The 23315-nt window shown below is 68.7% G+C and carries 20 protein-coding genes and 2 pseudogenes; 7 read left to right on the top strand and 15 right to left on the bottom strand.

Annotated features, from left to right (window positions below; translation table 11 throughout):
* The first annotated feature begins 91 nt into the window (after positions 1-91).
* Positions 92-1252 (top strand): FAD-dependent urate hydroxylase HpxO, encoded by a 1161-nt coding sequence (hpxO, locus tag BJF87_RS20590; RefSeq protein WP_075863869.1) that lies wholly within the window; start codon positions 92-94, stop codon positions 1250-1252.
* Positions 1253-1269: 17 nt separating this feature from the next.
* Here hpxO and eccB read toward each other — a convergent pair whose 3' ends face one another.
* On the bottom strand, positions 1270-2748 hold the full coding sequence (gene eccB / locus BJF87_RS20595) for a type VII secretion protein EccB (RefSeq protein WP_075863832.1): 1479 nt from the start codon (positions 2746-2748) through the stop codon (positions 1270-1272).
* A gap of 201 nt (positions 2749-2949) precedes the next feature.
* On the opposite strand from eccB, the pseudogene eccE reads away from it, so the two are divergent.
* A pseudogene (eccE, locus tag BJF87_RS20600) lies at positions 2950-4670 on the top strand (type VII secretion protein EccE).
* 115 nt (positions 4671-4785) lie between these two features.
* Here the strand turns inward: eccE and manA are convergent.
* The 3 genes from manA to BJF87_RS20615 all read right to left on the bottom strand — a co-directional run bounded on the left by manA (position 4786) and on the right by BJF87_RS20615 (position 7951).
* On the bottom strand, positions 4786-6081 hold the full coding sequence (gene manA / locus BJF87_RS20605) for a mannose-6-phosphate isomerase, class I (protein WP_040004218.1): 1296 nt from the start codon (positions 6079-6081) through the stop codon (positions 4786-4788).
* Positions 6078-7226 carry a hypothetical protein gene (locus BJF87_RS20610; RefSeq protein ID WP_006359444.1) on the bottom strand — a complete coding sequence of 383 codons (1149 nt, stop codon included), beginning with the start codon at positions 7224-7226 and terminating at the stop codon, positions 6078-6080. Before BJF87_RS20610 ends, manA begins: the two co-directional genes overlap by 4 nt.
* A 164-nt stretch (positions 7227-7390) precedes the next feature.
* Positions 7391-7951, bottom strand: a complete 561-nt coding sequence (locus BJF87_RS20615; RefSeq protein WP_187346527.1) for a DUF3499 domain-containing protein — start codon at positions 7949-7951, stop codon at positions 7391-7393.
* A 103-nt stretch (positions 7952-8054) separates the two neighbouring features.
* Here BJF87_RS20615 and BJF87_RS20620 point away from each other — a divergent pair, with 103 nt between their 5' ends.
* Positions 8055-8576 carry a metallopeptidase family protein gene (locus BJF87_RS20620; protein WP_006359446.1) on the top strand — a complete coding sequence of 174 codons (522 nt, stop codon included), beginning with the start codon at positions 8055-8057 and terminating at the stop codon, positions 8574-8576.
* Between the two features lie 96 nt (positions 8577-8672).
* On the opposite strand, the gene BJF87_RS26320 is transcribed toward BJF87_RS20620, so the two are convergent.
* Entirely contained in the window at positions 8673-8936 is a 264-nt protein-coding gene (locus BJF87_RS26320; RefSeq protein ID WP_187346529.1) for a WhiB family transcriptional regulator, read from the bottom strand.
* A gap of 718 nt (positions 8937-9654) precedes the next feature.
* Between BJF87_RS26320 and cofD the strand changes: the two genes are divergently transcribed.
* Genes cofD through BJF87_RS20640 form a run of 3 tightly spaced genes read left to right on the top strand, consistent with a single transcriptional unit; the run spans position 9655 to position 12607 of the window.
* A complete protein-coding gene (gene cofD, locus BJF87_RS20630) occupies positions 9655-10689 on the top strand; it encodes a 2-phospho-L-lactate transferase (protein ID WP_006359448.1) in 1035 nt (344 codons plus the stop codon).
* Positions 10686-12035, top strand: coding sequence for a coenzyme F420-0:L-glutamate ligase (locus tag BJF87_RS20635; protein WP_006359449.1), 1350 nt, complete (start codon positions 10686-10688; stop codon positions 12033-12035). The genes cofD and BJF87_RS20635 overlap by 4 nt, the downstream gene beginning before the upstream one ends.
* Complete coding sequence (locus tag BJF87_RS20640; protein WP_006359450.1) at positions 12032-12607, top strand: NUDIX hydrolase; 576 nt, start codon at positions 12032-12034, stop codon at positions 12605-12607. Before BJF87_RS20635 ends, BJF87_RS20640 begins: the two co-directional genes overlap by 4 nt.
* A gap of 61 nt (positions 12608-12668) precedes the next feature.
* Here BJF87_RS20640 and glgC read toward each other — a convergent pair whose 3' ends face one another.
* On the bottom strand, positions 12669-13883 hold the full coding sequence (gene glgC, locus BJF87_RS20645; RefSeq protein WP_006359451.1) for a glucose-1-phosphate adenylyltransferase: 1215 nt from the start codon (positions 13881-13883) through the stop codon (positions 12669-12671).
* Between the two features lie 113 nt (positions 13884-13996).
* Here glgC and glgA point away from each other — a divergent pair, with 113 nt between their 5' ends.
* Positions 13997-15163 carry a glycogen synthase gene (gene glgA, locus BJF87_RS20650; RefSeq protein WP_196222010.1) on the top strand — a complete coding sequence of 389 codons (1167 nt, stop codon included), beginning with the start codon at positions 13997-13999 and terminating at the stop codon, positions 15161-15163.
* Positions 15164-15183: 20 nt separating this feature from the next.
* On the opposite strand, the gene BJF87_RS20655 is transcribed toward glgA, so the two are convergent.
* The 9 genes and pseudogenes from BJF87_RS20655 to dapE all read right to left on the bottom strand — a co-directional run bounded on the left by BJF87_RS20655 (position 15184) and on the right by dapE (position 23290).
* Complete coding sequence (locus BJF87_RS20655) at positions 15184-16086, bottom strand: putative RNA methyltransferase (RefSeq protein WP_230461816.1); 903 nt, start codon at positions 16084-16086, stop codon at positions 15184-15186.
* Positions 16087-16127: 41 nt separating this feature from the next.
* Complete coding sequence (locus tag BJF87_RS20660; protein WP_004019232.1) at positions 16128-16295, bottom strand: DUF3117 domain-containing protein; 168 nt, start codon at positions 16293-16295, stop codon at positions 16128-16130.
* 102 nt (positions 16296-16397) lie between these two features.
* Positions 16398-16844, bottom strand: a complete 447-nt coding sequence (locus BJF87_RS20665) for a DivIVA domain-containing protein (protein ID WP_042375590.1) — start codon at positions 16842-16844, stop codon at positions 16398-16400.
* Between the two features lie 147 nt (positions 16845-16991).
* Complete coding sequence (locus BJF87_RS20670; RefSeq protein ID WP_006359455.1) at positions 16992-18005, bottom strand: glucosyl-3-phosphoglycerate synthase; 1014 nt, start codon at positions 18003-18005, stop codon at positions 16992-16994.
* On the bottom strand, positions 18002-18883 hold the full coding sequence (gene folP / locus BJF87_RS20675) for a dihydropteroate synthase (RefSeq protein ID WP_006359456.1): 882 nt from the start codon (positions 18881-18883) through the stop codon (positions 18002-18004). The genes BJF87_RS20670 and folP overlap by 4 nt, the downstream gene beginning before the upstream one ends.
* Positions 18880-20706 (bottom strand): long-chain-acyl-CoA synthetase, encoded by a 1827-nt coding sequence (locus tag BJF87_RS20680; protein ID WP_035751183.1) that lies wholly within the window; start codon positions 20704-20706, stop codon positions 18880-18882. Before BJF87_RS20680 ends, folP begins: the two co-directional genes overlap by 4 nt.
* 77 nt (positions 20707-20783) lie before the next feature.
* Positions 20784-21320, bottom strand: coding sequence for a TIGR00730 family Rossman fold protein (locus BJF87_RS20685; RefSeq protein ID WP_006359458.1), 537 nt, complete (start codon positions 21318-21320; stop codon positions 20784-20786).
* Positions 21317-22141, bottom strand: a complete 825-nt coding sequence (locus tag BJF87_RS20690; RefSeq protein ID WP_006359459.1) for a TIGR00730 family Rossman fold protein — start codon at positions 22139-22141, stop codon at positions 21317-21319. Before BJF87_RS20690 ends, BJF87_RS20685 begins: the two co-directional genes overlap by 4 nt.
* A 52-nt stretch (positions 22142-22193) precedes the next feature.
* Positions 22194-23290, bottom strand: a pseudogene (gene dapE / locus BJF87_RS20695) (succinyl-diaminopimelate desuccinylase).
* Positions 23291-23315: the final 25 nt, after the last annotated feature.

Below are 23315 nucleotides of genomic sequence, written 5' to 3' on the forward strand. Positions count from 1 at the left end.
CGGGGCGCGCCGCCGTCGGTCGCGTCCTAGCCTGGTGTCGGGCCGGCAGCACCAGTCGCCGGCAGGTGATCTCGAGAGAGCGGTGGTGAGTGTGAAGGCAGTGATCGTCGGCGCGGGTATGGGCGGCATGTCGGCGGCCATCGCCCTCAGGCAACTCGGTGTCGACGTCGAGGTCTACGAGCAGGTCACCGAGAACAAGCCGGTGGGTGCGGCGATCTCGGTGTGGTCCAACGGCGTCAAATGCCTCAACCACCTCGGTCTGGAGAAAGAGGCCGCCGAACTCGGCGGCATACTCGACTCGATGAGTTATGTCGACGGTTTCACCGGTGACGCCATGTGCCGCTTCAGCATGCAGCCGCTCATCGACGAGGTGGGCCAGCGCCCCTACCCGATGGCCCGGGCCGAGCTTCAGCTGATGCTGATGAACGCCTACGGGTACGACGACATCCACTTCGGCAAGAAGATGGTGGCCGTACACGACGGCGCGGAACGTGCGACCGTCGAATTCGCCGACGGCACCACCGATTCCGCCGACATCGTGATCGGTGCCGACGGGTCGAAGTCACTGACCCGCGAGTACGTGCTCGGCGGCCCGGTCCAGCGCCGCTACGCCGGATACGTGAACTTCAACGGACTCGTCGAGGTCGACGAGAACATCGGTCCGGCCACCGAATGGACCACCTACGTGGGTGATTCGCGTCGTGTGTCGGTGATGCCGGTGGCGGGCAACCGTTTCTACTTCTTCTTCGACGTCCCCATGCCCGCGGGCGTCCCGTTCGAACGTGGCACTGCACGCGAGGTGCTGGCCGAGGAGTTCGCCGACTGGGCACCCGGAGTCCAGACCCTCATCGGCAAGCTCGATCCCACGACGACCAATCGGGTCGAGATCCTGGACCTCGACCCGTTCGACACCTGGGTCAAGGGACGCGTCGCCGTGCTCGGCGATGCCGCGCACAACACCACCCCCGACATCGGGCAGGGCGGCTGTTTGGCGATGGAAGACGCGGTCGCCCTGCAGTTCGCGTTCCGCGATCATCCCGACGACCCGCTCGCCGCGTTGGCCGCCTATCAGTCCGCGCGCACCGAGCGTGCCGGCGACCTCGTGCTGCGCGCCCGCAAGCGCTGCGACGTGACCCACGGCAAGGACCCGGAGAAGACGGCCGCCTGGTACGACGAACTGCGCGGCGAGGACGGCACCAACATCATCCGCGGGATCGTCGGCAACATCGTCGGCGGCCCGCTCACGTCCTGAGACGGGGCCGACCCGGATTACTCACCGTCCCGGTCGATCCCGGCAGTTCTGAGTCCGTCGTGCGCGACCAGCGCGGCCTCGGCGGAAAGCGTCGGACCAGGTGCGAGCAGGGACACCACCGACCACGGTGCACGCGAAGGCGAGTCGCCGAGCCCGAGGGTGCCGCCCGTCTCGAGGTCCGGGATGCCGAAGCGCACACCCGAATCGTTTACGTAGAACAGCGATTCGGTGCGGGCGCTGTCGGCCTCGTTGCCGGTCACCTGTAAGTACTCCCCCGACCCCGGCGGCAGATAGACCTCGTCGAGACCGGGCCCGGCACCGTCGGCCGATGTCAGACGTACCGGCCGGGCACCGGATTCCAGCGGAAGCGCGCGACCGGCCAGCAGGGCGGTCTCGGCCCGCGGTTCGTCGGTGCCGCGGGACCAGCTGCGGCACAGGGTCGGATCGGTGGCGAGGCCGAGTATCGTCGGGTTGACCTGTGGGAAGTCGCCGATCGGCAACTCCTCCACCACCTTCAGGGTGGCGAGCTCGCCGGGCGCCACCGTCCTGACGGGTGCGGCGCCGTCGCGGTCGGCAAGACGCAGGATCTCCGCGGCCGGGGCACTTATCTCCTGGACACCGTCACGGAGCACGACGTGATAGGTGGTGTCGTCGTCGACGTCGACCGACTTCACGACCGAACCCACGGTCGTCGAGCCGACTGCGCCCGGCTGCCCCGCACCGGGGACGGTGGGCACCTCCAGCGGTTCGACGAGCGGGAAGCTGTTGAGGAGTCCGGGGGTCATCCCGCGCGGTGTGACGTCGTCGAGGCCGAGGGCACGCATGACCGGCGCACTGTCGGTGTCGACCTCCGCCCGGACCGGGCTCCACCTCCCCTCGCGGAACAGCTGATATATCAGGAAGGTCTTGTCGCCGGTACGGACCAGCAACGCGTCTTCCGGACGGGCGGTCTCGACGGTCGACGACCCCAGCACGGGCGTGTCGGCGATGACCGTCTGTCGGATCGACTCGCTCGCCGGGTCCGACGAGACCGTCGACGAATCGCACACCGTCCACATCGAGGTGCTCTTGTGCGCCGAACCCGGCAGGGACGCAGGCGCGCCCGGGATACCCAGCAGCGGGCCGCGCGCGTAGGGCTCGAGTTTGGTGTCGGCCACCGAGGTCGGCTCCTCGGAACTCCCGGTGATCAGTCGGGCCGAGGCGAGATTGAGCACCGGGTGCAGGGTGTCCTCGACGAGAACGTAGGTGCTGCCGCTGTTCTTGCTGACGATGATGGTGGCGTCCCCGACCGACCCCTGCGGCCGGACGAGGCCGTACACACCGCAGCCACCGAGGACGAGCAGGCCGAGGACGGTTCCGACCACCAGTGCCTGCAGCTGAGACCGCATCGGGTCGTGCAGCATCCGCACGTCGCGGCGCACGAGCGCGTGCTCGAGCCGCTTGATCAGGAAACGGTAGCCGTTGACCTGAGCCTTGGTCGTCAGCTGACGTGCCACGACTCCCCCTGTCCGCGCCGATCTCACGCGCCCGCGAACGGGCTTCGGTGTGGATCGGTTGTGATCTCCTGCGGCGTACCCCCTGCCGCGCGGTAGTAGCCTAACCGACACATGCGCCCCTCACGTGTGGGGCTTCGCCGCCTGTGGAGACACCGACGGGCGATGCCGCATCGGGCGCGGCACCGGGATCGAGGGGGGATCGTGGATCGGAACACGCGTGCGACGGGGCTGCGCACACTCGTGGTGATCGAGGTGATCCTGGCCCTCGGTCTCGTCGTATGGGCGTTGTCCGGCAGCGTGTGGGGGCTGTCGGCCCTGATCGTGGCGATGGTGATCGCGTCCGGGCTGGTGAGCGTCGGCGGTCGGCAGTCACTGTTCGGCCGGCTCGCCGTGCGGATGTCGTTCTCCTGGTCGCGGATGCGCCGGAGCGACGCCGACCTCGACCCGGCCCCGTTCGACGTCCCGCTGGCCGGCCCCTCCACCCGTCCGTCGGCCCGCCGGTCGTCGTCACCCACGACCATCGGCGCCCGCTGGGTCGGCGACACCCTGGTCACCGTGGTTCGGGTGTACCCGGGCGGCCCCGCGGTCACCTACCTGACACCGGGCAACAGCACCCTCGGCGACCAGAACGGGCAACTGGTTCCGCTCGACGTCCTCGCTGAGTGCATCGACCGGTACGACATCGCACTCAGCTCGATCGAGGTCATCAGTCACGGTGTGCGCGTGTGGGGTTCGGGTGTTGCACCGGCCACCTACGACCGCACCCTCGGACCCCTTTCGGCGACCGCTCAGCGTTCGGTGTTCGTCGTGCTGCGACTCGATCCACTCGAGTGTCCCGACGCCGTGGCACGACGCGGCGGCGGCGCGACCGGAGCCCTGCGCACCGCGACGGTCACCACCCGCCGTGTGGCCAAACGCCTCGCCGAACACGGACTGACCACCACCATCCTGTCCGCCGGGCAGATCACGTCGGTCACGACCCAACTGACCGAGGGCGCCGGCATCGACTCGCTGGCCGAGGAGTGGGAATCGGTCGAGGTCTCCGGGCTCCGCATCCGCAGCGCCGCAGTGGAACCGGAAGCACTGCCCGCCGTGGTCCGCGACGTCTGGGTCAACCCGGCCGTCTCCACCACCCTCACCGTCCGGCTCCGGCATGTCGCCGCCGACCGCCGCCACCGCAACGGACGGCCCGGGGTCGAGGTCTCCGCGTTCGTGCGGTTCAACGAGTTCCCCGATGCGCGACGGTCGGTGCCGTCGTGGCCGGCTGGTCTGCAGCCGCTCGACGGGCGCCAGTTCGAGGCCCTCGCCGTCAGCCTCCCCATCGCGACGCCCACCCGTCTCGAACGGAACCTGCCGACGCTCACCGGCGAGGCGCCCAGGCCTTGATCGGCTCGGTTCGCCTCCCGGCCGGTGGATGCGGTCAGCTCATCGGTGCCGACCACACGGGCCGCGCCGTCGCCACCCGACTGGTCGGTCCCGGCATCGCCACCGTGTCGGTCGCCGCCGGTATCCACGTCGTCGCACAGATCGCGCTGCGCGCCGTGGCGGTCGGTGCCTCGGTTCGCGTCCACACCGACCGCCCGCACCGATGGGCCCCCCTGGTCACCGCCGTCGCCGACCCGAGTGCCCTGTCACTGGCCGGCGACCGCACACCGGCCCGTCCGGGGCCCGCGCTCGTCATCGTCGACGGCGTCACTCCCCCGTCGCCGCAACCGGATACGACGCGGATGATCGTGTCCGCTCCCGGCGTCGACGACCCGACCGGCGGCCACACTGTTGCCCTGACCCAGAATCCGCGTGCGCCACAGGACCTCTCACTCGACACCGGCGGGCAGCCGATGCTCGTGACGATGGTCGCGACGCCGGACGAATGGAAATTGATCGGCGGCTATCCCGAACCCGCCGTGCCGGTCCGGCGATAGCGGGACCTCACTCCGCGGCGTCGCAATTTTGCTCACTTTGTCGGTCGCCGCTCACCCGTTGACGGTGAGCGCGAACGGATCTCGTGAGCGGCTCGGGCAGGTATCGCCGCGGTTGTCACTCGGTGGCGGTCGCCGCGGCCGTCGCAGACGCCGACACACCTTCGGTTGCCGACACCGCAACCGGCACGAGCGCACGGTAGAAGACCGCCCGCGCCGAGGCCGCCCGCACGATCACGTCCGGGTCGTCGTCGGTGATCCACAGGGCGTGGCCTGATTTCACGGTCAGCGGTGCGCCGTCCCCGGGACGCACCTCGACCGCGCCGCTGAGCACGGCGAGGATCTGCGGTCCGGGCATGTCGAAACAGATCGACGACGAGTGATGCAACCCGGTGCCGTCCAACTCGATCCGCGACAGCCGGAACTCCGGCGCCGGCGTGAGGTAGACGCGTTCGGCGCCGATCATGCGCACCGGCGGCGCCATCTGGGCGGCGTCGACCGGTGTGAAGTCGAGGACGCGCAACAACTCCGGCACGTCGATGTGCTTGGGTGTGAGGCCGCCGCGCAACACGTTGTCGGAGTTGGCCATGATCTCCACCCCGGTGCCACGCAGGTAGGCGTGCAGGTTGCCCGCGGGCAGATACAGACCCTGCCCCGGCTCGAGATGCACGTGGTTGAGCAGCAGCGAGGCGAGCACACCGGGATCGTTCGGGTAGTCCTCGCCGAGCTCGCACACCGTGCGCAGTTCGGCGGAGAACTCCGTGCGTCCCGCGCTCAGCACCTCGATCGCGCCGTGCAGGACCGCGGGCACGAGCTGCCGGATCGACGACTCCGGCAGCGTCAGCCAGGTGGTGAACACCGCCCGCAGACCCTCGGAATCGGGTTGTCCGGCAAGCATTCCCAGGTAGTGGTCGAGTTCGCTGACCTGCAGTTCGCGTAGCAGGGCGACGGTCTTGTGTGGATCGCGGAAGCCGGCCAGCGCGTCGAAGGGCGTGGTGGCGACGATCAGCTCCGGCTTGTGCCACGGGTCGCGATAGTTGCGGTCACGGGCGTCGAGGGCGAGGCCGCGGGCGTTCTCCCGCTCGAAACCCTCGCGCGCCTGGTCCGCGGACGGATGCGCCTGCAGCGACAGCGCTTCCTCGGCGGCGAGGATCTTGAGCAGGAACGGCAGTCGGTTCCCGAACTCGGCCGCGCTCGCCGCACCGAGCGTCGCCACCGGATCGGCGTCGATCACCTCGACGAGGTGCTGCTCCGGGCCGGAGGGGTCGACGCACCGCGCCGAGCCCGCCGGATGCGAGCCGAACCACAACTCGGCTTCCGGATGCGCCGACGGGACAGGCCTCCCCTGAATCGACGCGATGGCTGTTCGTGAGCCCCATGCGTAGGGGCGCACCACTCCGTCGAGAATCCTCATTGCACCGTGTTCCCAATCAGGCGGAGATACACCGCCGACATCTCGACCCGCAAGGCGACGACCAGGAAATCGAGGAGGTCGCCCGGGCCGTCGGCCACCGGGTCCTCGCCCGGCACCGGCCGCCGGCCGTCCGACGGTTGCCCGCCGGTCTGCGGCACCGCCTCTGCCTCGTCGGCACCGACCACCAGGTCGACGTCGCCGAGTCCCATCACCCGCTGCCGGGTGTACCACTCACGCCGGGCGGTCGACATGATCATGATGCGCGGAGCGGGCTCCTGCGCCGGACCGTCGAACTCCGGGTCGTAGAAGATCGAGTCGGCGGCCGGAGCAGCGCCCGGTCGCGATTCCCGGAGCCGGGACATCCGCGCCACGTCCCCGAGTTCGGCGACGGCGCCGACGATCCCGGCGAAGGCGAGAATGCTCGACACGGCATGCACGGCCAGCACCGAACCCGCCGGTGAATCCGATGTCCAGACGGAAGGACGCCCCTGCACGCGCACGGCCAGTGACTTGGCCCGGTTGTGGAAGGTCTCCCGCGAGGGATGCGAGCCCGAGGCCTCGGCGTCGAGCGCGTCGGCCAGGTCGTCGAGTGCGGGCACCGGGCCGGTCACACGGACCTGGGTGAGACCACCGAATACCGCGAGCAGCGCGGCGACGAATCCGACGAACCGGAAGCGCGGCTCGACGTCGAACCGCGGGGAGAGATCGATCCCGTTGCCGCCCAGCGCATCCTGAAGGGGCCCGGCGATGGGTGCGGCTACGACCACCTCGGCCCGACGACGCAGCGCACGCGCGGCGGCATCGGCCAGTGCCATGTCGCCCGCGTCCTCACCGGCCACGATCACCACGTCCAGCGGACCGACCCAGCCCGGCAGGACGGGGCCCGTCACGACCGGGACGTCGACGCGTGCCGCGAGGGTGGCGACCCCCAGCTCGGCCGCACGGTGCGAGACCTCGCTGGAACCGTGGACGATCACGACGCTGCGTGGCCGTAGATCCGCGAGCGGCGCCAGCACGCCCTCGCGGACGGCCTCGGCAGTTGCCCGAACCTGCGCCCCGGCGAGCGCGACGGCCCGCAACAGTCCGTCGACGTCCGCGGAGAACAACTCCTCGGCATCATCGAGGTCGGGTGTACCGGTGCGCATGGGACCAGCGTAGCCAGCCGCGCGGACACACGCCCGGGTACGCGACACAGTCACTCGTTCGGTACCCGCAGCGAGGTGGGAAGGGAGGCCGGCCCCGAACTCCGACGATTCGCGGCCCCCGACGACGACAACGGGTTCCACGCCCCCCGCGTGGTGGTCTCCGGTCAGTCGACCGGGTCCGGGAGAACCCGCAGATGACCGCGGCGACCCGGCCGGGGCCGCGTCTGGTGGCGGGGCACACCCGGGGTGGCCGACGGCTGAGACGGCGAATCGACGGGTCCGGCGCGATGGCGACCGCTGCGACGGTCGGCGAGTGCGGCCTCGTACGCGGCATCGGCCGCGCGCGCCTCGTCCAGCGACCGTGAGTCGAACGCATCGAGGGAATCGGCCGGCGTCCGGTCCGAGCCACGGCCGAGGGACCCGCGATCGACGAAGCCCGGGCGTCCTCCACCGGCGACGGCGCCGGCCTCGCGAACGGCCTCGGCGAGGGCGGTCAGCTCATGGTCCTCGGCCGGTACCGAGAATCCCCGCTCACTGCGCAGCATCTCCCATCCCCGCGGCACGGTGATCCGGCGAGCGTGGTCATCGCACAGATCCCAGGAATGCGGCTCCTCCGAGGTCGCCAACGGACCGATCACCGCGGTCGATTCGGCGTAGACGAAGGTCAGGGTAGCCACCGCGGATCGGGCGCAGCCGGGTCGGCAGCACAGACGGGGAAGCTTCACGTGACGAGATTAGCCCGCACTGTCCGCAACCACAGACTCGACACGCTCAGAACGGGGGCGGGCGGGGGCGACATCGGCCACCGCGACCTCATAGACTCGCGCCATGCGCATCCACCCGAAGCCGACGCCGCGCGGCTCATTCGGCCAGCCGGGAATCCGTCGTGGCCGACGCCGGGTCGGACGGTACCGAGATCGGCGAGGACGCGGCCTGCGCTCCCCGCTGCTGCCGCAGAACGTCCCCGCCTACAACACCCGCTCCGACGAGTTCGACGCCGTCGCGCTCGAGGCCTTCGCCGAGATCGACGCGCAGTGGCACGATCAGTTGGCCGGACTCGACATCGCCGTCGACGAGATCCCGCGACTGCTTCCCCGCGATCCCGAGACCGTCGAGTGGCCAGACGAGGTGACCGCCGACGGCGCGGTGCCGCTCGCACGATTGATCCCCGCGGGCATGGACGTCCACGGGGTGCCGACACGGGCGCAGATCATCCTGTTCCGCCGGCCGCTGGAGTCGCGGGCCAAGAAGGGCACGGACCTGCTCGAGCTCGTGCACGAGGTCCTCGTCCAGCAGGTCGCCACTCACCTGGGCGTCGACGAAGACACGATCGACCGCGGACCTGAGTGATCCGCGGTCGATGATCGCGTCCGACGACGCAGCGTCGAGCGTCCAGCTCTCGCTGGGGAATTCGATTGTTCGGACGTCGCCGTTCCGGCGACCTCCTCAGATGATGCCGCGCTTGAGACGACGGCGCTCACGTTCCGACAGCCCGCCCCAGATCCCGAAGCGTTCGTCGTTGTGCAGCGCGTACTCCAGGCACTCCGCCTTGACTTCGCAGCCCTGGCAGATGCGCTTGGCCTCACGTGTCGATCCACCCTTTTCGGGGAAGAACGCCTCCGGGTCGGTCTGCGCACACAATGCGCGGTCCTGCCACTGCTCTTCGACGGAATCGAACAGGTCGTCGAAGTCGTTGGGCACCAAGGCCAGATGACGACGGCCGGCGGCATCGTCTGCGTCGGATTCGACGAGAACGGTTGCGTCGGCGACGGATTCGATTGCGGCCGCACGCGCGGTGCCACCGATCATCGAATCGTCAACGGGCCCAAGGGTGCGAAACTCTGTGGCGCCGATGTCCGGGGTGGATGTCATCACGTGCGACTCTGCGATGAATTGCGGGCGAATATGCGGTTCAAGCGGATTGCCGATCGGATTGTCAAAAGCCATCGTCGGCGCTCCTAGCTCGGGATGTTGGTCGTTGACTGTCCTTTGCGAACACGACGTGCTGCCGTACCCACCACTGCTGCCACACCACTTGTACTCGGGGTGCAGTGACTCTCTACATCCGTTGTACACAGCGCCCGAGCGACGGCCCTTCTCTGCCGGCACCGACCCTCTGTCCGCGTTCGAACATATGATCGAATCCCTTGGAGGCCAGTGGTTCTCGACCTCGAATGTTCTCGATCTCAAACTCGGAATGACACTGATGTGATTAGACACGCCGAGGGCGGTCCCGGTCAAGTTGAATCGAAGAATTCCCTTTACCATCGCCTGCCGTCAAATCTGTGACTCGACACGACGACGGCTCGAAGGCGAAGTGAAGATCACACTCGGCGAGCCCTCCTCCCCACCCGCAGGACGGGTGCGACAGCGGCGTACGGGGCCTCACGGCCGACCACTAGAGTGGCGGTGTGAAGGAGTACCTGCTGTGAAGGTGACCGTACTCGTCGGCGGCGTGGGGGGCGCGCGTTTCCTCCTCGGACTGCGCGAACTGCTCGGTGCCACCCCGTTCCCGCCGCATCCCGACGACCCCACGCTCGGTCTCGGCGAACATCAGCTCACCGCGATCGTGAACGTCGGCGACGACGCGTGGATGCATGGAGTGCGCATCTGCCCCGACCTCGACACGTGCATGTACACCCTCGGCGGCGGCATCGACCCGGAACGCGGCTGGGGCCGGCGCGGTGAAACCTGGCACGCGAAAGAGGAACTCGCCGCCTACGGCGCCGACCCGGACTGGTTCGGCCTCGGCGACCGCGATCTCGCCACCCATCTGATCCGTACGCAGATGCTCGACGCCGGGTACAGGTTGTCCGATGTGACCGCTGCACTGTCCCGCCGATGGAATCCGGGCGTGCGCCTGCTGCCGGTGACCGACGACCGGCACGAGACGCATGTGGTGATCGCCAAGCCGGACGGCGACGAGGGCGAGCGCGTCGCGATCCACTTCCAGGAATGGTGGGTGCGCCACCGCGCCCGGATCCCGACCTTCGGCTTCGCGCAGGTCGGTTCGGACGACACCACCCCGGCACCCGGGGTCCTCGACGCGATCGCCGACGCCGACGTCATCCTGCTCGCACCGTCGAATCCGGTGGTGAGCATCGGTGCGATCGTGAGCGTTCCCGGGATGCGCAGCGCGTTGCGCACCACCAAGGCCCCGGTGGTCGGTGTCTCGCCGATCATCGACAACCGGCCGCTGCGCGGCATGGCCGACGAATGCCTGTCGGTGATCGGTGTCGAGTCGTCGGCCGAGGCGGTCGCCGCCCACTACGGCGCCCGCAGCGGCAACGGCATCCTCGACGGCTGGCTGATCGCCGAGGGCGACCGGGCACAGGTCGACGGCATCGCCATCGGCTCCGCACCGCTGCTGATGACCGACCCGCAGGCGACCGCACAGATGATCCGAGCTGCCTGCGCACTCGTCGACGTGGCCATGCCGGAACAGAACGTGGGCACCGAGTGAGCGACCTCGCCGATCACCGCGCCCCGGACGGCCTGGAGATCCGACCCGTCACCGGGCTCCCCGAGTTCACCGCCGAATCCGACGTCGCCGCCGAGATCCTCGCCGCCGCACCGTGGTTGGAATCCGGTGATGTACTGGTCGTGACCAGCAAGATCATCTCCAAGGCCGAGGGCCGTATGGTGGATGCACCGGCCGATCCCGACGAACGTGATGCGCTGCGACGCAGGCTCGTCGAGGCCGAGTCGGTGCGGGTGCTCGCCCGCAAGAACCGCACGCTGATCACCGAGAACCGTCTGGGTCTGGTCCAGGCCGCGGCCGGGATCGACGGTTCCAATGTGCGCTCCGACCAGTTGGCCCTGCTCCCCGAGGATCCCGACGGCAGCGCGAGACGACTGCGGGCCGCCATCGCCGAGCGTGCCGGACTCGAGGTCGCGGTGATCATCACCGACACGATGGGCCGCGCCTGGCGCACCGGACAGACCGATGTCGCGATCGGGTCGGCGGGCATCGCCGTCACCCACCCCTACGACGGTGGCACCGACGACTACGGGAACCCGTTGGTGGTGACCGACATCGCGGTCGCCGACGAACTGTCCGCGGCCGCAGATCTGGTCAAGGGCAAGCTCGCCGCCGTGCCGGTGGCCGTCGTGCGTGGGTTCGCGCCCGTCGACGACGGTTCGACCGCCGCCGATCTGATCCGGCCCGCCGACGAGGACCTGTTCCGGCTCGGCACCGAGGAGGCCATCGCCCTGGGTCGTCGGGAGGCGATCCGCACCCGACGGTCCGTACGCGCCTTCGATACCCGGCCGGTCGACCCGGAACTGATCCGCACCGCCCTGGGTGAGGCCCTCACCGCGCCCGCGCCGCACCACACCCATCCGGTGCGGTTCGTGTGGGTCCGCTCGGAGCAGCGGCGTCGTGCGCTGCTCGACGCGATGACCGCCGAATGGCGCGCCGACCTCGAATCCGATTCCAAGACACCCGAATCGATCGAGAAGCGACTCCGCCGCGGCCAGATCCTCTATGACGCACCGGAACTGGTGATCCCGTTCCTGGTACCAGACGGCGTGCACGAGTACCCCGACGAGCGTCGGAACGCGGCCGAGCACACCATGTTCACGGTGGCCGCCGGCGGTGCCGTGGCGAGCCTGCTGATCGCGCTGTCGGTCCGCGAGATCGGCAGCTGCTGGGTCGGCTCGACGATCTTCGCCGCACCTACGGTACGTCGTGTCCTCGAAGTGGACGCGTCGTGGGAGCCGTTGGGCGCGGTCGCCATCGGACACCCGCTCGAAGCTGCCCCGCTGCGCGACGCGGCGCCGACCGACGAGTGGGTGATCGAACTGTGAGCGCGGAATCCCTGCACGCCTCTGCTGCCGAGGCATTGACCGCCTGGCAGGCGCCCGACTCGGGACAGGACAGCCTCCGGCATGCCTACCTCGCGTTCCTGGCCGCTGCCCCGGACGCGTGCCTGCGGGCCTGTGCGGCAGGACATGTCACCGGGTCGGCCATCGTCTTCGACGCCGATCGCAGCCATGTCCTGCTGACCCTGCATCCGCGCGTCGGCAAGTGGATTCAGCTCGGCGGACACTGCGAACCGTCCGACGAGACCCTGGCCGACGCCGCCTTGCGAGAGGCCCGCGAGGAATCCGGCATCCCCGGGCTCGATCTCGACCAGATCGGCGCCGGCGGTGGCATCGTCCACCTGCACACCCACCCGATCACCTGCTCGCTCGGCGTGCCGACCCGGCATCTCGACGTGCGCTACCGGGTGGTCGCCGGCCCGACCGCCGACGGTGGCCTGCCGCAGTTCGCACGCAGCGAGGAGTCCGTGGACCTGCAGTGGTGGCCCATCGATGACCTGCCCCCGGATGCCGACGCCGACATCCCGGAACTGATCCGCGCGGCCTTGGCGAGCTGACCTCGACACGCGGCGTCTCCGCTCCGCTCGGGCGCCGCTACTCGGTTGGCAGGGTCGGACGCTAGACCCGAATCCCCTTGCCGACCGTCACCACACCTCCGGCGCTGACGGAAAAGCGTTCGCGATCGGCGTCGGGGTCGACGCCGAGCTGCTCACCGTCGCCGACGACGACGTTCTTGTCGAGGATGGCCCTGCGCACGACCGCACCCTTGCCGACCCGTACGCCCGGCATGAGGACGCTGCCCTCGATGATCGCGCCGTCCTCGACGATGACGTTGGACGACAGCACCGAATTGCGTACCGTCCCACCCGAGATGATGCAGCCCGAACCGACCACCGAGTCCTCGGCGACGCCACTCTGGACGAACTTGGCCGGCGGCAGGTTGTGTGTCTCGCCGCGGATCGGCCAGCGGCCGTTGTACAGGTTGAAGATCGGGTGCACGGACACGAGGTCCATGTGCGCCTCGTAGAACGCGTCGAGGGTTCCGACGTCACGCCAGTAGCCCTTGTCGCGCTCGGTGGCCCCGGGCACCTCGTTGTCCTTGAAGTCGTAGACGTAGGCGGTGTCGCGCGCGACGAACGCGGGGATGATGTCGCCGCCCATGTCGTGGTCGGAGTCTGAGTCGGCGGCGTCGGCGCGCAGGGCGTCGACGAGAGCCTCGGTGGTGAACACGTAGTTGCCCATGGAGGCGAAGGTCGAGTCCGGATCGTCGGGGGTCCCGGGCGGGTCCGCGGGCTTCTCGAGGAAGCGCGTGATCTTGCCGGACGCGTCGGAGTCGATGCACCCGAAGGCCACGGCCTCCGCACGCGGTACGCGGATGCCGGCGACGGTGACGTCGGCTCCCGATGCGATGTGCGCCTCGACCATCTGCGACGGGTCCATGCGATACACGTGATCGGCACCGAACACCACGATGTATTCCGGCTGTTCATCGCTGATCAAGTTCATGGACTGGAAGATTGCATCTGCGCTACCCGTGTACCAGCGCGGACCGAGGCGCTGCTGCGCGGGCACCGGGGTGATGTATTCGCCATGAAATCCCGATGTCCACCAGGTTTGCGAGATGTGCCGGTCCAGCGAATGCGATTTGTATTGTGTCAGCACGCATATGCGCTCGTATCCGGCATTGACCAGGTTCGACAGCACGAAGTCGATCAGCCGGTAGGCACCGCCGAAGGGCACCGCAGGCTTTGCCCGATCCATCGTCAGCGGGTAAAGGCGTTTACCTTCGCCGCCCGCGAGGACGATGCCGAGGACGTGCGGCTGTGATCTCACTCCCCCAACTTAACCGCGATCGGGAGCCTCGGCCAGATGACCGCACCATCGGATTCGCGGTTGTGTTCACTCTGCGATGGCGAACTGCTGCGGATGCCACTAGCGTCGTCGATATGAGGGTGGCGATGATGACACGGGAGTATCCACCCGAGGTGTACGGCGGCGCCGGTGTACACGTCACCGAATTGGTCCGCCACCTACGCGATCTCGCCACCGTAGATGTGCACTGCATGGGTGCCGAGCGGGAGACCGCGGCGGTCTATTCGCCGGACCCGGGCCTGGCCGGCGCGAATGCGGCGATCACGACGCTGTCCGCCGACCTGCGGATGGCCGTCGGTGCCGAAGGCGCCGACGTCGTGCACTCCCACACCTGGTACACCGGCCTCGCCGGGCACGTCGCCGCGCAGCTGTACGGCGTCCCTCACATCCTCACCGCGCATTCGCTCGAACCGTCACGCCCGTGGAAGGCCGAACAGCTCGGCGGTGGTTATCGGGTGTCGAGCTGGGTCGAGCGCAACGCGGTCGAGTACGCCGACGCGGTGATCGCCGTGAGCTCGGGGATGCGCAGCGAGATCTGCACCACCTATCCGCATCTCGATCCCGAACGTGTCCACGTGGTGCGCAACGGCATCGACACCGACCAGTGGTATCCCGTCGACGACCCGTTCGGCCCCGAATCGACGCTGACTGCGCTCGGCGTCGATCCGGAGCGTCCGATCGTCGCCTTCGTCGGCCGTATCACCAGGCAGAAGGGCGTCGCCCATCTCGTCGCTGCCGCCCACCGGTTCGATCCGGACATCCAGCTCGTGCTCTGCGCCGGCGCCCCCGACACCCCGGAGATCGGCGCCGAGATCGAGTCGGCGGTCGGCGAGCTGTCCGCGTCACGACCCGGCGTGCACTGGATACGGGAGATGCTGCCGCTCCCCCGCATCCGCGAGATCCTCACTGCAGCATCGGTCTTCGTGTGCCCGTCGGTGTACGAACCGCTCGGCATCGTGAACCTGGAGGCCATGGCCTGCGGGACCGCCGTCGTGGCGTCGGAAGTCGGCGGTATCCCGGAGGTGGTGCGCGATCACGTCACCGGCCGGTTGGTGCCCTACGACCCCGTCGATCCGCAGACCTTCGAACACGATCTCGCCCAGACGGTCAACGCCGTCGTCGGAGATCCCGTCGCGGCCACGGCGATGGGTGCGGCCGGCCGCGAGCGTGCCGAAGCCGAGTTCTCCTGGTCGACGATCGCCGAACAGACCCTAGGGGTGTACCGGTCCGTACTCCGCTGACAGCGCGCCGTTGCGGCAGGTCAGCCCTGCGCGATCGGGCGGCAGGTCGTCACGACCACCGACAGTGTCACGCCCACGGTGCCACCTCCCACGAATGCGTCTGCACGCGAGCGGATGTCGGCGTCGTCGGCATGAAAGGCCGACGGCCCCATCGCCACCAGGTCGCCCACGGTCTGCGCGTCGAGTTCGATGACGTGCCGGATCGTCGACGAGTCGACGACCTCGAAACCGTCGGCGAAGGTGGCCTGGAGGCGTTCGTACTTGCCGGAGTCGACCCGCAGCATCTGCATCGGTTCGATGATCTCGGCGAGGTGGTCGGCAGCCGGGCTGACCACGACGAGCCCACCGTGGGGTTGGAGTACCCGTGCGAACTCGGCGGCGTTGCGCGGGGCGAACACCGAGAGCACAACAGTGGCAGCGTCATCGGCGATCGGTAGGCCACGCCAGATGTCGGCGACGATTGCGGCGTGTCGTGGGGTGCCGCGGGAGATCGCCCGCGCACAGAATTTGGAGAGATCGATGCCGAGTCCCCGTGCCCGGACGGACGGCGACGAGTCGGCGAGCGCGGAGACCGCGGCGCGAAGGTAGTGACCGCCACCGGCTCCGGCGTCGAGTACGACGGGTTTGTCGACACCGGCACCTAATTCGCGTGTCCGGTCCGCGACCGCGGCGAGGACCGGGGTGAAGAATCCGGCGTCGTGGACACGCGCACGGGCCGCGACCATTGCCGCGGTGTCGGCACGCAGCGATCCCGAACGTCCGTCGAGGAGCGAGACGTAACCCTGTTTGGCGATGTCGAAGGAGTGACCGTCACCGCAGCGGAGTGCGACTCCACGCGGTGACGGTCCAGACCCGGCTGCGGCCGGGGAAGTTTCGTCGTGCCCGGTCCCGAGAGGTCCGGTCTCGAATGACCCGGCACACACCGGGCATCGAAGCAGCTCGACGACGTCGGCGAGATCTCCGTTCAGCCGGTGACCCCGCGGAGTTCCTCACCCAGTGCGGCGGCTTCGTCGGCGGTCAGCTCGACGACGAGGCGACCTCCGCCCTCGATCGGAATCCGGACAACGATTCCACGCCCTTCTTTGGCCGCTTCGAGGGGGCCGTCCCCAGTACGTGGCTTCATTGCCGCCATTCTCAAGCTCCCTTCACAGTGTCCCTGCTTCGAACATGATACGTGTCGTCGTCTCAATCGAATGCGAGTGCGCGACACAAGCGTTGTTCCGGTGTGCTCTGCTCACCTCTCCGAGCGTATCGACGGACCTGCTTCGCGGGAGGCGGGATTGGGGGTCGGGTCGTCGTAAGCCGCCTGATCCCGGCCATTCTCGGGGGCGGCGGCATCGTCTTCGGCAGCCTCGGGGACGCCCGTGGCGCCGGGGAGCGGACCTGACCCAGACTCGCGCTCCCGGAGCCGTGCGATGACCGCGCGGAGGTCGTCGACCTCGCGTGCGAGACGCGCCAGCGCCCAATCGACCTCGGATTGCTTGTAACCCCGGAACGTCTGCGCGAAACGCAACGCGCGAACGTCGTCGCCGCCGATCCCGACCCTCGGCAGGCGGGTCAGTGTGGTGTCGGGTTCGACCGGGGGCAGTTCCTCCCCGCGCCCGAAGACGAACCACACGACGGCGAACACTGCCCCGGCGACGAGCGCCATGATCAGCAGGTACAGCAGCAGGGTCTGCATGCATTCCATCCTGACAGACCGCCGGCGCGCGGCCCCGGCGGCACCTGGCGGCCGGGCCGGCGATCGCCTCCGCACACGAATCCGGCGACACTGCGGCACGCCGTAGGCGTGTCAGGGTGTCGCCGGAGTCGGGGTGTGGCCGGATGGCTAGGAGGCCATCACCTTGGAGTCGATCGAGCGGAGGGTGTTCATCGGCGGACGGTCCTCGAGGTAGACCTCGGTGGTGTGCGGCGTGAACGAGCCGTCGGGCTCGGCGGTGAACTGGGTGAGTCCGACGCCGGAGTCCTCGATGCCGCATCGGCGCATCAGCGTGCCGACGATCTGCCGGCTCATGACGCCGAGCTCGATGAGTGGACGGTTGCGGTGGGTGCGGACGCCGAGGTTGACCTGTCCGATGCCGCCGAGGCCGTACCGATCGTAGGTGTCGATGAGGAGACCGATCTCCACGCCGTAGCCGGGCGCGAACGGCACCGACGACAGCATCTCGCGGGTGCCGGCGTATTCACCGCCGAGCGGCTGCAGGACCGCGGTGAGGTCGGGCTTCTGGGAGGCCAGCAGTGGGCGGGCGACGAGTTCGGTGACGCGGCCGCCGCCGTTGGCGTCCTGGGTGCCGCCGGTACGCAGCGGACGGCGGTAGTAGCCCTTCACCAAGTGGATCTCCGGATTCACCAGGAGCGGGCCGAGCATCTTCGGCACGAACATGGGGTCCGGGTCGATGAGGTCGGAGTCGACGAAGGCGATGATGTCGCCGGTGGTCGCGGCGATCGAACGCCACAGCACCTCACCCTTGCCCTTGACGGGTTCGAGCTCGGGCACCGCCTCCTCACGGCTGATGACCTGCGCACCGGCCGCGAGCGCACGCTCGGCGGTGGCATCGGTGGAGCCCGAGTCCAGGACGATCAGTTCGTCGACGAGCGTGCCGTACAGCGGCATGATCGAGGCGATCACGTCGGCGACGGTCTCCTCCTCGTTCAGGGCGGGCAGCACCACCGATACGGTGCGTCCGTCCTTGGCGGCGACGAGTTCGTCGATGGTCCAGTCCGGCTGCTCCCAGGTGTGGGTCGCCGACCACTGCCGCTTGGTACCGAGCTCCTCGGCCGGCGTCGGCCAGACGGCGGCCTTATCGCGACCGATGGGGTTACGTCGCTTCTGCTTGGTCATGCAAGTCCCCTGACTGTTCGGGCGGGCGGTCTCGTTCCCGCGATGGCAGCGACCATGTCGACCACACGACGGGTGGCGGCGACCTCGTGTACGCGAAAGATCCGGGCGCCTTCGGCGGCGGCCAGAGCGGTCGCGGCGAGGGTTCCCTCCAACCGTTGCTCCAGGTCTGTACCCAGAGTCTCCCCCACAAAGTCCTTGTTGCTCAGCGCCATCAGGACTGGCCAACCCGTATTAACAAGATCTTTTACACGGCGTAACAGTGCGAGCCCGTGGTGAGTGTTCTTGCCAAAATCATGCGTCGGGTCGATAACGATCGCGTCTCGATGTACGCCCGCTGCCAGGGCCCGCTCCGCCGCCCCGGTCACCTCGTCGAGCACGTCGGCCACCACCGCGTCGACGGAATCGCCGTAGGAGACGCGGTGCGGACGGGTCCGGACGACGGCACCGCCGGTGTGCGAACACACGATCCCCGCACCCCGTTCGGCCGCGACCGCGACGACCTCGGGGTCGACTCCGGCCCACGTGTCGTTGATGAGGTCGGCCCCCGCCGCGCACGCCTGGTCGGCGACCTCGCTGCGCCAGGTGTCGACGCTGATCAGCACATCCGGGTGGCGCTCCCGGATCCACGAGATCATCGGCACCACGCGAGCCGCCTCGGTCATCGCGTCGACCTCTTCGCCGGGCCCTGCCTTCACCCCGCCGACATCGATGATGTCGGCACCTTCGGCGACCACCTGGTCGACGCGCCGCTGTGCAGCGGTGTCGTCGAAGCTGGCGCCACGGTCGTAGAAGGAGTCAGGGGTGCGGTTGACGATCGCCATGACCAGCGCACGGTCGACGGCCACCGGACGACCGCACAGGGTCGGCGAAACGGTCATCCCTTGGGGACCTTGGCGGCTGCCACGTCGTCGGGGTAATCCTCGTAGTACTCCACGTAGCCCTTCTCCTTGCCGACCAGCACGTAGACCTGATCGGCCTCGGCGTCGGCATAACCTTCCTTACGGAGTTCGACTTTACGGTTCTTGAACGTCGAAGTCTGCTCGAAGTCGTCGACGATCCGCACGAACAGCGGCACCGCATAGGACGGCAGCGCCTTGTAGAGGTGTTCGGCGAGCCGCTTCGGGTCGAGGTCGGCACCGTCGCGCAGCTTGATCGCCACCATCCCGGCGCGGCCATCGGTGCCGGGTACCTCGACGCCGTAGACCACCGACTGGGCCACCGCGTCGTATGAGTCGACGGCACCCTCCACCTCGGTGGTGGCCACGTTCTCACCCTTCCACCGGAAGGTGTCGCCGAGGCGGTCGACGAAGGCGATGTGCGCGAAGCCCTGATCGCGGACGAGGTCGCCCGAGTTGAAGTACGAGTCCCCCTCCTTGAAGGCGTCGCGCACGATCTTCTTCTCGGTCTCCTCCTCGTCGGTGTAGCCGTCGACCGGCACCCGGTTGGAGATCTGCGCGAGCAGCAGGCCCGTACCGCCCTTGCCGACCTCGGTCAGCCGGCCCTCGGAGTTGCGCTTGGGATTGCCCTCCTCGTCGTACTCCACGATCTTGTACGGCAGAGGGCAGAACCCGGCCGTCTTGTCGACGGTGAAGGCGTTGACGAAGGCGAGGTTGAGCTCGCTGGCGCCGTAGAACTCGACAACGCGGTCCACGCCGAACCGCTCACGGAATTCGTCCCAGATGTCGGGGCGCATCCCGTTTCCGACCACGGTGTGCACCGAGTGCTGCAGATCGGTGGGCTTCTCCGGCTGCGCCAGCAGGTAGCGGCACAACTCACCGATGTAGCAGAAGGCGGTGGCGCGGTTGAGGATCACGTCGTCCCAGAACTTCGACGCCGAGAACGACTTGCCGATCGCGAAGCATGCCCCCGACGCGAGCACCGACGACAGGGACACCGACAGTGCGTTGTTGTGGTAGAGCGGCAGCGGCACGTACATGGTGTCGCTGTGGCGCAGGCGGACCGCGAGACCGCCGATACCGGAGAAGCTGGCCAGCCATCGGTTGTGGCTCATCACGCTGGCCTTGGGCATCCCGGTCGTGCCCGAGGTGAAGATGTAGAAGGCCTTGGTCGAGGCCGGCAGCTGTGCGGTGACCTCCGGGTCGGTGTCCGCCTTGCCCTCGGCGACCGCGTCGAACTCGGCGAAGTCGAAGACATGGTCGGGCAGCGCCGACTCCGGGATCGACTCGAAGGCCTCGGCACAGTCCGGGTCGTGGACGAGGACCTTGGCCCCGAGCAGCTTGACCGAATGCTCGAGGACCTCGCCGCGCTGGTTGTAGTTCAGCATTCCGGCGATCGCGCCGAGCTTCACCGTCGCGAGCATCAGCAGCAGATCGGTGGTGTTGTTCTTGGAGAGCAGGGCGACCACGTCACCCTTGCCCACACCGGCCTCGGAAAGAACTGCGGCGTAACGGTTCACCCGGCGATTGGCCTCGCCGTAGGTGGTCGTGCGGCCCTCGAACCGGACGAACGGGCGGTCCGGATGGGCACTCGCATGCTTCTGGAAGACCGAGCCGATCGTCTTCTTCGCTTCCGGCGGCCGCCGGATCAGGCCCGGCGCGTGCTTGATCATCCCGGTCGCGTGTGGCGCCATCCTGGCCACGCCGCGCAGGAGATCCCCCACCCCGACCGTCTTCACCGTGTCCTGATTCGAACCGTCTGTCGTCGAGTCCGTCTGGACGTCCTTGGGCTGGGTCTCTGGCATGTGGCCTCCGCTCTCCGCTGGGCGTCGTGAGTGCCCCGCGCACTCACCGCGCCACCTTACCGGCCGGTAGGAAGTTTCTACCGCTGTGTCGCCAACTCGATCGCCTCGTCGACAGAGGCCGTGACCAGCAGTCGATCCAACGACCGCTGGGAGACGAAACCGGTTGTCGACAACTCTCGCAGCCAGCCGAGGAGCGGCGCGTAGAAATCGAAAGGATCGAGCAGGACCACCGGCTTCTCGTGCATGCCCAGGTACCCACCCGTCCAGGTCTCGAACAGCTCCTCGAGAGTTCCGATACCCCCGGGGAGCGTGATGAAACCGTCGGCACGCTCGTCCATGATGCGTTTGCGCTCACGCATGGTCTCGGTGATGACGAGTTCGTCGGACCCGAGGTCTGCCACCTCGCGCTCGATCAGCGCCTTCGGGATGATGCCGATGGTGTTGCCGCCCGCCGCGCGCGCCGACGTGACCAGCGCACCCATCATCGAGACGTTGCCGCCGCCGGAGACGACGACGTGACCGGCACGCGCGAGCGCCGCCCCCACCTCGGAGGCGAGATCGAGGAAGCGTTGCTCGACGGGACCGGACGCACAGTAGACACAGACGGCACTCACCGGGCAATCGTGCCATCGACTCCCGACTGGTTCACGCCGGGTTGCGTCGGGGCGGCGGCCTCGATCGTCGCGACGACGTCGTCCGGGTCGTCGACGACGGTCAGCAGGTCGAGGTCCTCGGGCGAGATCATCCCGCGCGCGGCCAGCACGTCGCGCATCCAGTCGAGCAGGCCGCCCCAGAAGTCGCTGCCCACCAACACGATCGGGAATCGCACCACCTTCTTGGTCTGTACCAGGGTGAGCGCCTCGAACAGCTCGTCGAGCGTGCCCATGCCGCCCGGCAGGCAGACGAAGGCCTGCGCGTACTTCACGAACATCGTCTTGCGGACGAAGAAGTAGCGGAAGTTCATGCCGAGGTCGACCCAGGGGTTGAGGCCCTGTTCGAAGGGCAGCTCGATGTTCAGCCCGATCGACTGGGCACCCGCCTCGTGCGCACCCTGGTTGGCCGCCTGCATCGCGCCGGGCCCGCCGCCGGTGATCACCGCGTAGCCGGCCTCGCCGAGCGCACGACCCACGCGCACGCCGAGTGCGTACTCCGGCGAATCCGGCTTCAGCCGGGCCGAGCCGAACACGGTCACCGCCTCGGCGACCTCGCTCATCGCGTCGAAGCCCGCGACGAACTCCGACTGGATGCGCAGGACCCGCCACGAGTCGCGCATCGTGCGTTCGGCGCGACGATCCGCATCGCGCGGGTCGACCCATTCGAGAAGCCGCCGGTCCGTGGTCTTGCCGCGCTGCTCCGGCCGCATGCGGATGGGGCCGACGTAGCAGACGTCGTCAGCGGCGGAGTCGGTGGCGAGAGGTTCCGGATCGGTCGACATGCGGCTCACGCTAGCAGCGTGCGATGCGGCTCCCGGCCGGCGTCGGCCGGGCTCAGGACAGGTACGCGCGCAGCAGCTCGGTGACCGTGCGGATCTGCTCGACCGGGACGCGCTCGTCCCGACGATGCGCGAGGTTCGGGTCGCCGGGCCCGAGGTTCACCGCGGGGATGCCGAGGGCGGAGAACCGTGAGACGTCGGTCCAGCCGTACTTGGCGCGGAAGCGTCCCTGCGCGGCCTCGACGAGCGCGGCGGCCGCCGGGTGGGCCAGGCCGGGGAGCGCACCGGCCGCGGCGTCGGTGACCTCGAGGGTGACCGTGCCGTCGGCGAGGTCGGCGGCGAAGACCTCGCGACGTGGTCGAGGGCCTGCTCGACGGAACGGTCCGGGGCGAAGCGGAAGTTCACGTCGACGTGCGCGGCGTCGGGGATGACGTTGCCTGCGACGCCGCCGCCGAGCCCGACCGCCGAGAGTCCCTCGCGGTACTCGCAGCCGTCGATGTCGACGCGGCGCGGCTCGTAGGCGGCCAGCGTGGTCAGCACTCCCCCGAGCTTGTGGATCGCGTTGTCCCCCATCCACGAGCGGGCCGAGTGCGATCGCGTTCCCGACGTCGAGAGCCGAACGCGCAGCGTCCCTTGACAACCCGCCTCGATGAGACCGGCGGTGGGTTCGCCGAGGATGGCGACGTCACCGGCGAGCCACTCCGGCAGTTCCCGCTCGATGTCGTTGAGGCCGTTGAACTCGGCGGCGATCTCCTCGCAGTCGTAGAAGATCAGCGTCAGGTCGTGGGCGGGATCCTCGAGCGTCGCGGCGAGGTGCAGGAATACGGCGTCGCCCGACTTCATGTCGACGGTGCCGCAGCCGTGCAGCACGTCGCCCTCCTCGGGATGCCTCTCGCGTCGCGACGGCAGATTGCCGGCGACGGGCACGGTGTCGAGGTGCCCGGCGAGGATGACGCGCTGCGCCTTCCCCCGGTTGGTGCGGGCGAGTACCCGGTTGCCGTGCCGGAGGACCTCGAAGCCCGTCGTCTGTTCCCGCAGTGCCGCTTCCACCGCGTCGGCGATGGCCGACTCGTTGCGCGACTCGCTCTCGATGTCGACGAGGGCGGCGGTCAGTTCGACGGGATCGGCGGCGAGGTCGAGTGCGGTGCTCACGCGCCTACCGTATCTGGGGTTTCGA

Source organism: Gordonia sp. CNJ-863 (genome assembly GCF_001942325.1).
GTDB lineage: Bacteria > Actinomycetota > Actinomycetes > Mycobacteriales > Mycobacteriaceae > Gordonia > Gordonia alkanivorans.